Below are 14291 nucleotides of genomic sequence, written 5' to 3' on the forward strand. Positions count from 1 at the left end.
TGCGAGCAATAAACCCGGTTGCTGATACCATGCAGCGTCTGGGGCAAATCTAAAATCTAAAATCTAAAATCTAAAATCCTGTACCCACTTGTCACCTTCCTAAGGGGGTTTCTTGACTAAAAACCTAAGCTTTGCGATAATTTGCGAGCAATAAACCCGGTTGCTGATACCATGCAGCGTCTGGGGCAAATCTAAAATCTAAAATCTAAAATCTAAAATTGATTGGCTGGCAAGCTGAAAAATCTTAAACTTGAACTTTACAGTAGTGATGAAGGAGTAAGACGTGGCAGAGCGGTTTCCCAAAGGATCGATATTATCGGTGATATCCTCGATATCCTCTCCCAACTCCGGCTCAAAGCAGCCTAAGTCCGGCAAAGCAAGTGAGTCTGGCAACTCGGACCGCCGCCGGGAGCAACCGCAAAACGGCAATTCAGAAATTCGATCGCCACAACCTGTGACTTTGGCACCGCAACAGGGCCGCAGCAGCAGAATTAGAGCCAATTCTCCCGCACCTTCGGAAGATTTGACTGGACAAGACTTTTTATCCGATCCTAGATCTGCCATTAACCCCAGAAAACCCAGAATCAGCAAAATTCCCCCGTCGAACAGTCGCCAACCAGGCAAAAAAAGCCTCGCTGCTGTGGATTTGTTCGATTTTCCGAACCCGAATCGGCCAAACGTGAGTTCGATCGCCAGCAATCCCACCAGCGAGCTTTCGACTCCAACTCCCCAGGAGCCTCCTGCGCGCATTCCAGACACGCGATCGCGCCCAAATACCAAAAAAGCCCCCGTGTCGAAACCGCGTCCCCAAGCGAGCCAGAGAGCCGGCAAACGCTCTGCACCCCGGACCGTGCCGCCGTTGGTGTACGCTACTCGCTTGCTGATTTTGGGAGTTGGGATTGCGGTGATTTGCGGGACAATGCTGTCTGTGGTGAATGGTGTGAGTCGAGCATCGAGTGTAGCGGCAGAAGAAGAAACCACCGCAGGGCAGAAAAACCCAGCCGATAGCGCATCTGCAGCACCGGCGGCTGCAGAAGTGCTGCAACTGAATCAAGAATTAGGGGCTTTGAAAACGCAAGTTCAGGTTTTAGCAACAGAAAATCCTACTTTGACAGCGGGAATATTTCTAGTCGATTTAGATACTGGAAGCTACCTAAATTTTAACGGCGATACTGCTTTTGCTTCAGCTAGCACGATTAAAGTACCAATTTTAGTAGCTTTTTTCCAAGCAGTAGAGGAGGGCAAAGTGCAGTTAGATCAGATGCTGACGCTGAAGCCCGAACACATTGTGGGCGGTTCTGGGGAGATGCAAGACGACGCACCGGGTAAGAAGTATTCGGCTTTGGAAGTTGCCAAAAAGATGATTGTTGTCAGCGACAATACGGCGACAAATATGATGATTGAGTTGTTGGGAGGTGCTGATGTGTTGAATCAGCAGTTTGCAAATTGGGGTTTGAGGGCGACGGTTATCCGCAATAATTTGCCGGATTTGGAGGGAAGTAATACTACGAGTCCGCAGGATTTGATTAATATCATAGCCCAGATCGATCGGGGAAATCTGGTATCGGTGAAATCGCGCGATCGCATTTTGCAAATCATGCGCCAAACTAAAAACGATTCTTTGCTGCCGAGAGGTTTGGGCGAGGGTGCAGTTATTGCTCACAAAACCGGAAATATTAATACAATGCTTGCGGATGCGGGGATGGTGGATTTGCCTAACGGTAAGCGTTATTTGCTGGCGGTGATGGTGAAGCATCCGCCGGAAACGGAGAAACCAGCTCAAACATTAATTCGGGATATTTCTCGGATGAGTTACCGCTATTTGAACGGTGACGAAACGCCAGCGGATTCACAAGTTAAAATTAAAAATTGAAAATTCAACCGGGTTTTTTAGGGCAAGTGTTGTAGACTTTATCAAACTATAAATGAGTTTGTATGATGAAACTAAACATCCGATTTGCTTGTCTGGTAGGACTCTCAACTTTAGCCGTTGCAGTCTCCCCCACTTTGAGTAATGCTAATCCTGCTCCTGAATCTCAGACGGACGGGGTGACAGTGATTAACAACAATATCGAACTCAATCGGGCTAAAAACTTAGCCCGTCAAGCTGCAGAAGCTGCCAATGGGGGTTTAGGGAAGTATCGAGCTGAAGCTTCTATGCACGGTACTTCTAAGGAATCGCCGTTTGTTGATAATGGCGATGGAAGTTGGACTTTTACTTTTAAGGGCTACAAACCCGGTTCGTCTGTCTATACTGTAGAAACGGTTGTTACGGTTTTTAAAGATGGCCGAATTAGAGTTGATTACAATGGGCAAATCCGCGAGTCAAGCGGAATTTAACAATACTTCGGACTTACTCACGGGTGTTCAGAAACCGGGTTTTTCACGAAATACTTTGTTACAGCCCCAGAAATGTTAAAAAACCCGGTTTCTTGCTGTTGATGCGTTGAGGGCTGAATTTGTGAAATAGCGATCGCCCGATTAGAGAAATCATATCATGTGCGTGCGATCGCCCACAATACAATTGCCGGGGCGGGTTTTTGAGATTGTCGGTTTTTGGCAAATATTATTGGTGAAGCCGCCCCTACAGGAATCAGGGTAATTTACCGGAGATGAAATCATTGATTAAGCTTTCGGATCGGGCGATCCGCGCAACATTCTTTCGGTAGTGAGGCCGCGATCGATTTCTTCTCAATGAATGCGCTAACCACCGCGGCATACTTGCCACTTCTGGCGCTGTGCGGGTGTCGCATTCGGCGGGGATAGGAAACTAGAGGTAGGGTAATGGTTGGCCGGTCCATCCAATCGAGGCTAATTCTGTCTTTGGTAAAATGGAGTTGCTTAAGTCTGTCCTCGGTTTGAATTGCCAAACTACCCATACCACGCTTCAATAAATTTTGCTGATTTTTTTGTGCGATCGAGTGTAATTTCCCAAGTTTTTTGGCACTGAATGCAATTTCATATTATGTCCGGTCGAGCGACCGCGATTTTTGTAGGGGCGGGTTCACCAACAATACCTGCCCACAATCTCCCATCTCAAAAACCCGCCCCGACCGGGATATTATGGTTAATCGATCGGACATGATATCAATCCCTGATAGGGATTTAGGTTGATTCCGGCTGCAATTTAAATTTAGCACTTTCAATTAGTTTTTCCACTGTTTCAATCCCTGATAGGGATTTAGGTTGATTCCGGCATGAAGGAGAAGCACTCCTTCCTGGAGGCAGTAGTGTTTCAATCCCTGATAGGGATTTAGGTTGATTCCGGCAGTAGAGTATCAACAGTATCTAGCGAAATTCTTCTTGTTTCAATCCCTAATAGGGATTTAGGTTGATTCCGGCCGGAATCTTTGGCCGGAATCTTTGATGAAACTAGCGATACTGTTCCTATGTACTTCGGTCATATTGAGTTTCAATCCCTGATAGGGATTTAGGTTGATTCCGGCTTTGTCGGGAATTAAGGATGGATTGGCGATCGGCAAAACCTGTTTCAATCCCTGATAGGGATTTAGGCTGATTCCGGCGTTGCCCGGTGTTTGTCGGCTGCGCGCGGGGCGTTGAGTTTCAATCCCTGATAGGGATTTAGGTTGATTCCGGCAATAAAACACAACTATCAGGAATTGAAAGTAAATATTCGTTTCAATCCCTGATAGGGATTTAGGTTGATTCCGGCGGTGCGGGACGGTGTACGTGCTAACCATGTCACAGCAGTTTCAATCCCTGATAGGGATTTAGGTTGATTCCGGCACGTAGAGATGAGATTATCTATGACATATACAAGGCTACGTTTCAATCCCTGATAGGGATTTAGGTTGATTCCGGCCGGTGCGCCATCCGTATTCTGGCGAAATAATTGGGTTTCAATCCCTGATAGGGATTTAGGTTGATTCCGGCGCGACCGTCCGCGGCGACAACCCAGAAATTTACGGTCAGTTTCAATCCCTGATAGGGATTTAGGTTGATTCCGGCCGCCCGTGCCAGAAGCCTTACAGTATTTAGTTTTCAAGGTACAGTTCCGTGAACCATCTAAAAAATATCATTTCAGCCACCGCCCTGTCAAGAGACAAAATTTTCAACAACCCTCAAAGCTATACACAGCAATAATTTCAGCGTTTCCGTGAATCGTTTTTTTCAGCATTGAGGCTCAAACCCTTGCCACACCAGCCATACAGCCGAAAGATTTGACCAAGAATTTCTTGATGGTACCCGCCACGTGATTTATCTGTGGAATCAATCCCAAATCGCAAATCGAAAATCCTCAAGCCCCCGCATTTATGCGTGGGGTCAATCTAAAATCTAAAATCTAAAATCTAAAATCGATTGACCCCCTCAAAAAAACACCTACCCATTCACGGAAATTCCAGCAACCAGAAAGCGATTAAACACTCGCCACGGCTTCGAGTTGCGCCGCCTCTTCCTCGTTCATCTCGTCGAGTTTCTGCCAAACTTGCTGCATCAATTCATCCAACCCAACTCGACTCACAGCCGAAATAAACAAAATCGGAGCTCCGCTAATTTCTTTAAGTCTGCTGATTAAATTACCGATTTCTTCGCTTTCGAGGTCGATCGCATCTACCTTATTAAAAGCCAAAATCTGCGGTTTATCCGCCAAACCACGCCTGTAAGCTTTCAACTCTTCCTGAATTGTGACGTAATTGGCGATCGGATCTTCATCCGTAATATCGATCAAATGCAGCAACAACCGAGTGCGTTCGATGTGCCGCAAAAACTCGTAACCCAAACCAGCACCTTCGTGAGCTCCCTCAATCAATCCCGGAATATCTGCAAACACCGTACCGTCGCCAGTCGGTTTTCTGACTACGCCCAAATTCGGGACTAAAGTTGTAAACGGATAATCTGCTATCTTGGGGCGAGCCGCAGACAAAGCTGAAATTAAAGTCGATTTGCCAGCATTCGGCATCCCGAGAATACCCACTTCAGCTAATAGCTTTAATTCCAAACGCAAAAATTTGTGTTCGCCTTCTTTACCCGGCATCGCATAATCTGGAGCGCGGTTAGAATTAGTCAGAAAACACTTATTCCCCAAACCGCCTTTGCCGCCTTGGGCAACGCAAAAAGTCTGTCCCGGCCTGACTAAATCTGCTAAGATTGCCTGAGTTTCCGCGTCGTAAACTACAGTACCGCAGGGAACTTCAATTGTGCGATCGTCCCCAGAAGCCCCCGTCATATTCTTCGGCGCGCCGCGCTTCCCGTCTTCCGCTTTAAAAATCCGGTTGTACTGAAAATCTAGCAGCGTTTGCAGGCTTTCCACCGCCACCATAAACACAGAACCGCCCCGCCCGCCCGTGCCGCCGCTCGGCCCGCCCGCCGGAACATACTTCTCTCTGCGAAAAGCTACCATACCGTCGCCGCCTTTGCCGGCTGCCACTTGAATATCTGCTCGATCGATAAATTGCATAATTTAGTCAGTAGTCAATAGTCAGCAGTCAATAGTCATTACTTATTATGATACCAGATACAAGTACCCTATTCCCCTATTCCTTTAGTCCTGGTCGGCGGACGACAGCCAAGTTTACTTGCGATTTACAGTTCCCACAAAAATATAGCAATCCTAAAGAATTTCTTACTCCCTCCCCAAGGCATTGGGGAGGGTTGGGGTGGGGTAAAAAATTTACGACTCCTGCAAGGATTGCTATATAATTCTACCAATTCTGAAAAGTAGTGCAGAGCGAAAGATTGTACGCGACCATCTGTAGGGAAACGGCACTGCCGTGTCCGGCTCCTAAATCTGGGACTTTTAATAATTTGTATAAGATTGAAGATGGTACAAAAAATTTTGTTGAATTAGTACGATCAAAGCAGATTTGATATTAGCAATACTCACGCACAAAAACTGAATAAGCCGGGTTTTTATAATGAGGCGGATAGCTGTAAAAATGTTTTTTTATGGAAAAATTAGGTTTTTAAATCCTCGCCAATCCTCTCATACAAATTAGCAATTGCTAATTACAGGACTTCCGCAAATACTGATTTATAGCAACCGCCAAGACGGTGAGGACATTCTTAATCGCTGAAACCATTGCTATTAAGCTGTTCGGGATTTAAATTGTATGTCAAAAAACAATAAAATTTTTGTGGGGTGGGGGTCCCGCCCGCCTAGAATATGCAATTTAAATGCGCGACAGCTTACTGCTTCTTCCTTCTTCCTTCTTCCCTCTTCCTTCTTCCTTCTTCCTTCTGCTATAAAGTGCGAATTATAGCCGTAACGTGCTTGTGGGCGCATTCTACAAATAGAGGTTCTGCGCCCAGGAATGAACTAGCAACTCGCAATTACCCTCTCCTACTAACAATATGACGATACATCTTCCTTGCATTCATCTGCCAAATAGCAGAGAGCTCGAAAGCGCATCCCGACTAACTGTTCGTAAAGCGGGTTAATCTGGCACATCGCCGGAATGTGGACAATTTTGCGACCAAATAATACAATATCTCGCTCAAACGGACACTGCGGCGGAATAATTTTACAGACAAAGTGTGCCAATCTGGGGTCGTGAATTTCCCAGCCGTCGAGCCAGTCTTTTACCGGTTGCAGGACATTGTTGTGGTGAGGTTTAGGTAGCCGAGAGGAAAGCGGTGTTCCGACGACGGGGGGGACAATCGCATCAAAGACTATTTGGCTGCTGGGCCCCTGCGGATCGCACTTGCTGTCTTCGATGGTGTGTCGCAAAGCTTCGATAGCCTCCACGTTCTGACCCAAAGCTGTGCAAAAATTGTAGATAACCTCGTCTTCGCTGCTCGAGTATGTACCGTCTGCCAAAGCTACCATTACTGCTGTCCTCAAAAAATCCTCGCCTTTTGCGGTGTCTTGCCCAAACGCAGCGGCTAGTTCCTCTGCAGTAATCGGTTCAAAATTCCCCTCAAAAGATACCGGATGTAGTTCATCCTCAGTTAGATTCGCAATCATTTTTTGCTCGTATTCGTCAAAATTGCCGTCTGCCCAAGCAATTGTCAGCAATCCGCGCAGCCAAACAGTAATCTCTTCATTGGTGCAGGAAGATTTAAGGTTACTCATTAGCCTTTCCATTTGGATATACCAGTCAATTTGGTCGTTTACAGCGGGAGCAATATTTGCCTCCGAAAAAATATTACTGCTTTTTTGTTCGATCGACGATCTACTTGTAGAAGGTTGGTGCCTGAAGATTGCTCCAAACGTTTGTAGTGGACGTGTTAAAAGCATATGTGTTTCTCAGGAGCATCGCTAACTAGCGAGCTAATCTATTGGTTTTTTCTATTCCCTAAAATGTCATCTATCAGAAGGAATAGGTTTCTTGAATTTATCTTAACTCTAGTTGCACCCATTGAGATGGCGATCGAATTTTTTATTTAAGCCCGATTGCCCTTAGCAACCCTATTTTTCGCAAAAAATAAAAGGTTGGCAAGCGAAGGATCTAATCAGGTACTGGGTTTCTCACTCAGGAGCGATCGAACTTCGCTGTCTTTACATTTTAATATATATTTTTGTAAATTTTTCTGTGCCGGCAGGACAATATTAACAACGAGCCGGCTTTAAGCTGTTGAAAGAAAAAGATATGAGGAAATAGTGACCGCCTGTTAACGGGTGTGATTGCTGTGTCCGTCTAGAAATGACCGATTTTTTTTTAACTTCTGCGGCACAAAATCCAGCGCAATTCCATGGGCGGGCGTGCGTTTGCCATCGGGAAGACATCTCGACCGGTGGACCAACTGGCAAACCAGGGCGTCGGCGGCCAGGCTCCTTCCGGCAGGTGGTGGCGTTCGTACTCAAACACCAATTCGTCGGATATTTGGACTAAGGGCAACCCTTCCATTGCGGTAGCGAGTTCTTGGGGCGTAAATAAAGTAGACCAGGAAAGTTGGGCAACTTGTCGCACCAGGGCATCAGGCTGGTAGTCGCCGACAGTTAAAAACGTGCTGAACAGCAACAGACCTCCGGGACTCAGGGAATCGCACATTTTAGCCAGGAAAAGCCGTACTTGATCGCTGTCTCGAAAATGTGAAATGACTTCGGCGGCAACTGCCAACTGGTAGCGGGCCGGTTTCATCCGGATTAAGGGGTCGAGCACATCGCCTTCAGTAACTGTGACGGGAAGATTTTCGGCTGTTACTGCAGCTTTCAATTGTTCTGCAAAAGCTGGAGCTAGTTCGATCGCATCCACAGAATAGCCCAATCTCGCCAGCGGCAAGGTATTGCGGCCGGTACCAGCCCCCACGTCCAAAATCCGCACTCGATCGGGTGTACCCAATTTAGCAGCCGTTGCCATCAATTTTGCATCTGGATGAGAGCCGAAAAGCGGAGGTTCTCTGGTGTCTACCCAGCTTTTGTACTGTTCTCCAACTGTTGAGGTAGTAACAATCACTTTGCAGGCTAAACCGGTTTGCGGCGGCTGTACTGATTCGTATTGCAGGATCAGCATCGATGCTGTGGAGCTGCGGTAGCCTTGTTCTAACTTGTTGACTAAAAGCTTGCTGAGTTCGTCTCTGCGGTCTGCTGGCAGGGGTCTGTCGAGAGTGCTAAAAAGCTGTTCGATCGCCTTGAGATAGTGGTTTAGCATTCCCGGGACGCAGGGGAAAGCTAATTCTCCGCGAGCGACTATGCGAGTATTAATTTTGTAGAGGATAGCTTGCTGGAGAATGTCGGGATTTACTACCAGCGGTAGCTGTTCGGTCTGGTTGATTGTACTTTCGGCGCCCATAAAATCCGCGAAGAAGTCATTAGTTATTAGTCATTAGTCATTAGTCGTTAGTCATTAGTCATTAGTCATTAGTCATTAGTCATAGGGAACGCGGTTGAGAGCTGACTGTACAATTTAAGAGTATAAAAAAGCCGATTTGAGATTTATTTGGTGTTGCTTAGTCTTTTTAGATTGTAGAAAATCCGATTTGAGAGCTTTATTTTAGATCGATCTCAAATCTTAAAACTAAAATCGACCAAGCCCAAAACGCGAGTATGTCCCAAAATCGGAGTTATTATCAAGATCATCTGTAGCGGATTTAAATGGTAGGTTTCACGGCGAGGTGGAAAAAGCGTCAAATCTTCTCGCCTTCTCCCCTCTCTCCTTCCCCTCGTGAGCCATAACAGGCAATTTATATGGGTAGCAACTTAAAGCTGGGCTTAGTTGCTGCCGGTAAAAGTCACTTGAGGGAACTTTGACTGAGCTTCAGTCATCGGGCGCCGTCTGCCTTCCTCTTGCCAGTAGTTGATTACTTCTGTGGCTTGGTTGAGAATTTCGACCCGATCGTTGTCAGCAATCCAGTGTTTGGCTTCGAGTTCGTTTTTGAGGTCTTCCCAGGCATCTTTGCGAGGCCAGAAAAAGTATGATGTCAGCGGGCTAGTTCCTTTGCCGACCACTTGGTCAACGGCGAGGGCAACATTCTCTTCTAGCCAGAGAACTTTTAAGATGAACTTGGACAAGCAAACCTCCAGGGTTCCGATCGAACTTGTTAAAAATTTCTACAATCGCTAAGCGTAGCACACTGTGTTCGATAATGGGTCATCGGTCATTAAAAGTTTTGTGGCGCGGCTGGTTTTAGGGCCGCTTAGGGGCTGGGAACAGATAAAATTTGGGTTCTCACGCGCCCTAGGTACAAGGATGGTTAAGTTGTGAACAGAGTTATAGTAGTCTTCGACATTGACGGTGTGGTGCGGGATGTGTCCGGTTCCTACCGGCGGGCGATCGCGGATGCGGTCGAGCATTTCACAGCGGGTGCTTTTCGCCCAAATTCTCTCGATATCGACTCTCTGAAGTCTGAGGGAGTGTGGAATAATGACTGGCAGGCATCTTTCGAGTTAGTTTGCCGTTATTTTGAGGGGATTGGGCTCAAGCGCAGCGAACTCGCTCTCAACTATGACGAATTAGTGGCTTTCTTCCAAAGTCGCTATCGCGGGCCCGACCAGGAAAATTGGACTGGTTACATTTGCGGCGAACCGCTGCTGTTAACTCCCGCTTACCTGGAAAATTTAACAGTTGGGGGAGTTGTTTGGGGCTTTTTTAGCGGGGCGATGCGGGACGAAGCTGCTTATGTTTTGTCAGGGAAACTGAGTTTAAATTCCCCCGTGTTGGTGGCGATGGAAGATGCACCGGGAAAACCCGATCCGGCTGGACTTTTCGCGGCAATTGAACAGTTGGAAACCCTACACGGTTTAGAAAAAAATTTGCCCGTGATTTACGCGGGAGATACTGTGGCCGATATTTACACGGTTATGAAGGCGCGGGAAGTGCAACCAAATCGGGTTTGGCTGGGGGCTGGAATTTTGCCGCCTCATGTTTTGGATGATGCTGTGCGCTGCGAGGCTTATGCTGCGGTGCTGAAAAATGCCGGTGCAGCAGAGGTTTTCAGCAATGTCGAGGAGTTGACGGCTGCGCGGATTCGAGAATTAGTTCAGTAGGCCAGCCAGTCTGTAGGCTACGCATTCCGCACCTTATTTTGTGGACAAACAATTCCTGTAGATTGCGCCTAGCGAACCGGATATTATATCAAATCCGTTCGCATCGGAATTATCCATCTCTCTCTTCCCTTTCTCTGTATCCTCTGTGTCCTCTGCGGTTTAATCATTCCGATACAGCCGGCATGGATATTATTGACAAACAAGTGTAATTTTGTTAAATAATTTGGCACCTTATCCTATTGGCAAGTAAATGTAGTTTTGTTACATTTATTTGTCAATTTTTGCATCTTTGAGTTGACAATATCGGCGGCGGCGGCGTAGTACAGAGTAGAGGTCAATCTCTAGGAGAAAGCAACTATGTTAGTTTCGCGATCTAGTGCTAAACAACCTACGCTGGAAGAAACTCGGCAACTAGAAAAGCTCCAAGTCCAAATCGAGCGAGCTGTTGCTGACGGCAAGATATCCAAGCAAGAAATGGAAGACATCAAGAGAGCGATTTGTGCTGACGGAAAAGTGACTGTAGAAGAACTGGAACTGTACAGAAGATTGGTGACAGATAGGATTGTTGCCGGAGAAGTTGAATACGAGTTTTGAGAATCAAGAAGTTTGGCAACGAGCGGTGGACTGGTGAATATTGAGGAAAGAAGGAAGAAGGAGGAAGAATTATAATTGTTATTCAATAATTTATTTCCTGATAGCTTCGGGTGACATTTGACAATTATTGGGAGCATCCCTTTTAGGAAAAATACCCCACAATCATCGGGATGCTCGCAATTTTTTATGGGCGTTTTGAGATTATTTCAAGTGCAAGAATTTGTCTAGTGCGCTGACTGCAACTGGCGGCCAGCGGCGGGTATTGGCAACCCAATCGAGGTCTTTGTAGCGGGAATCGAGGCCGATGGCTGCTACCCAATTGCTCTCAGCTTCGCCGCGCTTTCCGGCTTCCCAAAGACAGGCGCTGAGGGCTGCTCTCATGTCGGCAAATTGGGGGTATCTGCGGACGATGTTTTTCATGTTGCGAATTGCTTCTTTGGTTTGCCCGTTTTGATAAAGTGCGAGGGCGTGGTTGGCGCGGGCAAAGGCGTATTCGGGGGCTAATTCAAAGGCTTTGCTGTAGTCGGCAATTGCTTGTTCCCATTTTCCTAAACCGGCTTCGGCGTTGCCTCGGTTGTTGTAGGCTGCTGGATCGTTGGGGTCTAATTCTAGGACGTGATTGTAATCGGCGATCGCTTCTTCCCAGCGTCCTAAACCTTCTAAGGCGGTGCCGCGGTTAAGGTAGGGATCGGGGGCGTCGGGAGCTAGTTCGATCGCTCTTTCGTAGTCGGAAATTGCTGCTTGTAGCTTGTTTTGGCTGACGCGAGAATTGCCTCGGTTGCTCCAAGCGGGGGCTTGTGAGGGAAATTTGTCAATGATTTGAGTCCAAAAAGTTTCAGCGGCGGGAAATTTGCCTTCATTTGTAGCTTCAAAAGCTTTTTGAACGAGTTCTCCCAATTCCTGCTGCGGATCGGCGATATCTGTTGGTTGTACTTGTGCGGTAGCGGGCGCGATATTTCCCAACCAAACTAACCCGGTTACAATTAATACTGTAAAAAATCTGAAAAATGAGCGAATCATCGTTGTTGGCAGTTTAAACTTTACTAAACATATTATTAACCGAATTTGCGGGCGTTGCACGGTAGGCAACCTCTAATATCAAATCCGTTAGCATCGGAATAGTAAATTCGAGTTCACTGTTGACGGTTCACTGTTCACAGTCAACAGTCAACCGTCAACATCACGGACGGTGTAACCGTCCATGATATAAACGCTTATTTCATCAGCCATTTACAATTCTAAAATCTAAAATCTAAAATCTAAAATCTAAAATGCCATAAGTTAGGGGTAATTTGGTGAAAAAACGGTTACTAATTTTGGGGGGGACGGGGGATGCTGCTTCCTTGGCGGCAAGAGCGTCTCAAATCGCTGAAATCGAGGTGGTATCTTCTCTAGCAGGACGCACTCAACAGCCTTTTAGCCCAAAAACGGGTACGGTGCGAATTGGGGGGTTTGGTGGGGCGGCTGGGCTGGCTGCGTTTTTGCTCGATCGCCCGATCGACTTGTTAATTGATGCTACTCATCCGTTTGCGGCTCAGATTTCTGCCAATGCTGCTGTTGCTGCTGCTGAGTGTAATGTGCCATATTTGATGCTGGTGCGTCCAGCTTGGGAGAGGGTGGAGGGGGATCGCTGGATTGAAGTTGCCAGCCACTCGGAGGCGGCAATTGCTTTATTAGGGCAGTCTCAGCGGGTGTTTCTCACCATTGGCAGGCAGGAATTGGCGGAGTTTGCGGGTTTGGATGCTATTTGGTTTTTGATGCGGGCGATCGATCCTCCTGCACTAAATACTCCTGTTCCTAACGGTAAATTGTTATTAGCAAGGGGGCCTTTTACCTTGGAAGACGAGCGGAAATTACTATTAGAATATCAGATTGATACAATTGTTAGCAAAAATAGCGGGGGCGGTGCTACTTATGCTAAAATTGCTGCGGCTAGGGAACTGGGACTTCCGGTTGTGATGGTGCAGCGGCCGCCGATTCCCGATGTTGAGCAGGTTGCTGATGTTGAAGGGGCGATCGCTTGGCTAATTAAGCAGTTATTAGTTATTAGTTATTAGTTACATCTTTGGGGCGATCGGAATGTGCCAGGCCTCAACTGAGGTTGTAGCAGCCAGACTGCAAGGATTCCTCTGCAGCAAGCGTCTATAACCAACTAAGCTAGTATCAGCAGTTGGGGTTAAGGTCGCGGATCTGACGGGGTGACAACGCCTCTGTCTTTTTGAGAGCGATCGATTTAAACTCTTCTCAGTGCAAGGCTTTTCGATTTTTTGTCACTGCTTCAGCAAAATTACTCTAATAACCATACCCAATCAGGAGACTCAAATATATGCAATACAAAAACGGTATGCCAATTGCCATTATTGGCGCGGGAATATCTGGCCTTACGACAGCCCATATTCTCCAGAAAAATGGCTTCCAAGCAGTTGTTTTTGAGAAATCCGAAAAGATGGGCGGAGTATGGGCAGTTGCCTACGCAAACATACACCTGCAAAATATCGGGGAACAGTATCATTTATCAGATTTTCCGTGGCCCTTCACGCCGGATTTACATCCTACCGGAGAACAAATCCTGAATTATTGGGGGCAAGCGGTCAACCATCTAAAGCTTGACGTGCGGTTAAATCACGAAGTTATCGAACTAAAAGAAACAGAAGAGGGCTGGCTATTAAGATATAAAAACCAGGAAGGGGTTCACGAACAATTATTTGGATACGTCGTTATCTCAGTTGGGCAATATACACAAGGAAAGAATAAACCTGAATTTCCAGGTATCGAAGATTTCGGCGGGAAAATCATCACTGAACGGGATGTCCACACGCTTGATATATTCGATAATCAACGAGTTGTAATCGTTGGCTTCGGAAAGAGCGCCTTGGACATGGCGACTTTCGCAGCCAAACAAGGCGCGCAAGTAAATCATGTATTTCGTACAGCGCACTGGCTTATGTCAAAATGGATTTTGGGCGTACATTTTACCTACGCATTATACAGCCGTTTTGGGACAGTGATGATGACAAGTTGGGCACATCCAACCACCATTGAACGTTTCCTGCACAATCGCCTTGCCTTCATTGTTTCACGTTATTGGGATTTGGTTGCATCCGTCTTCCGCTTTCAAGTTCAGCGAAATGTTTCTGGCAAAAGCCAAGCCGCCCAGGATCGCATCAAAGCTGTACAACCAGACCAAAAACTATTGCATGATTTACGTTCAGCCACACCGGTTGCGCCTGAGGATTATACCAATTTTCAAAAATCATGCAACAGTAGCTAGGGCTGACAAAATGTAATCCCATCCAGTTATAGATGCTAT

General features: G+C 46.7%; 13 protein-coding genes and 1 CRISPR repeat array. Of the genes, 6 read left to right on the forward strand and 7 right to left on the reverse strand.

The window, feature by feature from the left end:
- The first annotated feature begins 319 nt into the window (after nucleotides 1-319).
- Complete coding sequence (locus QUB56_RS28540) at nucleotides 320-1873, forward strand: serine hydrolase (protein ID WP_332959676.1); 1554 nt, start codon at nucleotides 320-322, stop codon at nucleotides 1871-1873.
- A 62-nt stretch (nucleotides 1874-1935) separates the two neighbouring features.
- A complete protein-coding gene (locus QUB56_RS28545) occupies nucleotides 1936-2340 on the forward strand; it encodes a hypothetical protein (RefSeq protein ID WP_332959677.1) in 405 nt (134 codons plus the stop codon).
- 58 nt (nucleotides 2341-2398) lie between these two features.
- On the opposite strand, the gene QUB56_RS28550 is transcribed toward QUB56_RS28545, so the two are convergent.
- From QUB56_RS28550 to QUB56_RS28575, 6 genes are all read right to left on the reverse strand, one after another.
- Complete coding sequence (locus QUB56_RS28550) at nucleotides 2399-2563, reverse strand: hypothetical protein (protein WP_332959678.1); 165 nt, start codon at nucleotides 2561-2563, stop codon at nucleotides 2399-2401.
- Nucleotides 2564-3084: 521 nt separating this feature from the next.
- Nucleotides 3085-3969: a CRISPR direct-repeat array (repeat unit 37 nt; unit sequence GTTTCAATCCCTGATAGGGATTTAGGTTGATTCCGGC).
- Nucleotides 3970-4378: 409 nt separating this feature from the next.
- On the reverse strand, nucleotides 4379-5419 hold the full coding sequence (obgE, locus tag QUB56_RS28555; protein ID WP_332959679.1) for a GTPase ObgE: 1041 nt from the start codon (nucleotides 5417-5419) through the stop codon (nucleotides 4379-4381).
- A 627-nt stretch (nucleotides 5420-6046) separates the two neighbouring features.
- Nucleotides 6047-6244 (reverse strand): hypothetical protein, encoded by a 198-nt coding sequence (locus tag QUB56_RS28560; protein ID WP_332959680.1) that lies wholly within the window; start codon nucleotides 6242-6244, stop codon nucleotides 6047-6049.
- Between the two features lie 60 nt (nucleotides 6245-6304).
- Nucleotides 6305-7033: a Mo-dependent nitrogenase C-terminal domain-containing protein gene (locus tag QUB56_RS28565; protein WP_445243411.1), complete on the reverse strand. Its 729-nt coding sequence runs from the start codon at nucleotides 7031-7033 to the stop codon at nucleotides 6305-6307.
- Between the two features lie 586 nt (nucleotides 7034-7619).
- Nucleotides 7620-8693, reverse strand: a complete 1074-nt coding sequence (locus QUB56_RS28570; protein ID WP_332959682.1) for a class I SAM-dependent methyltransferase — start codon at nucleotides 8691-8693, stop codon at nucleotides 7620-7622.
- Nucleotides 8694-9112: 419 nt separating this feature from the next.
- On the reverse strand, nucleotides 9113-9424 hold the full coding sequence (locus tag QUB56_RS28575; protein WP_263053625.1) for a 30S ribosomal protein PSRP-3: 312 nt from the start codon (nucleotides 9422-9424) through the stop codon (nucleotides 9113-9115).
- A gap of 177 nt (nucleotides 9425-9601) precedes the next feature.
- Between QUB56_RS28575 and QUB56_RS28580 the strand changes: the two genes are divergently transcribed.
- Both QUB56_RS28580 and QUB56_RS28585 read left to right on the forward strand, forming a co-directional pair.
- On the forward strand, nucleotides 9602-10387 hold the full coding sequence (locus tag QUB56_RS28580) for a TIGR01548 family HAD-type hydrolase (RefSeq protein WP_332959683.1): 786 nt from the start codon (nucleotides 9602-9604) through the stop codon (nucleotides 10385-10387).
- 357 nt (nucleotides 10388-10744) lie between these two features.
- A complete protein-coding gene (locus QUB56_RS28585) occupies nucleotides 10745-10981 on the forward strand; it encodes a hypothetical protein (RefSeq protein ID WP_332959684.1) in 237 nt (78 codons plus the stop codon).
- A 201-nt stretch (nucleotides 10982-11182) separates the two neighbouring features.
- Here the strand turns inward: QUB56_RS28585 and QUB56_RS28590 are convergent, their stop codons facing one another.
- A complete protein-coding gene (locus tag QUB56_RS28590) occupies nucleotides 11183-12001 on the reverse strand; it encodes a tetratricopeptide repeat protein (RefSeq protein WP_332959685.1) in 819 nt (272 codons plus the stop codon).
- 275 nt (nucleotides 12002-12276) lie between these two features.
- On the opposite strand from QUB56_RS28590, the gene QUB56_RS28595 reads away from it, so the two are divergent.
- Together QUB56_RS28595 and QUB56_RS28600 are read left to right on the forward strand one after the other, a co-directional pair.
- Entirely contained in the window at nucleotides 12277-13038 is a 762-nt protein-coding gene (locus QUB56_RS28595) for a cobalt-precorrin-6A reductase (RefSeq protein WP_332959686.1), read from the forward strand.
- Nucleotides 13039-13307: 269 nt separating this feature from the next.
- Nucleotides 13308-14252 (forward strand): NAD(P)/FAD-dependent oxidoreductase, encoded by a 945-nt coding sequence (locus QUB56_RS28600; RefSeq protein ID WP_332959687.1) that lies wholly within the window; start codon nucleotides 13308-13310, stop codon nucleotides 14250-14252.
- The last annotated feature ends 39 nt before the right edge of the window (nucleotides 14253-14291 follow it).

This window comes from Microcoleus sp. AR_TQ3_B6, assembly GCF_036702785.1.
In the GTDB taxonomy this organism is placed as follows: Bacteria; Cyanobacteriota; Cyanobacteriia; order Cyanobacteriales; family Microcoleaceae; genus Microcoleus.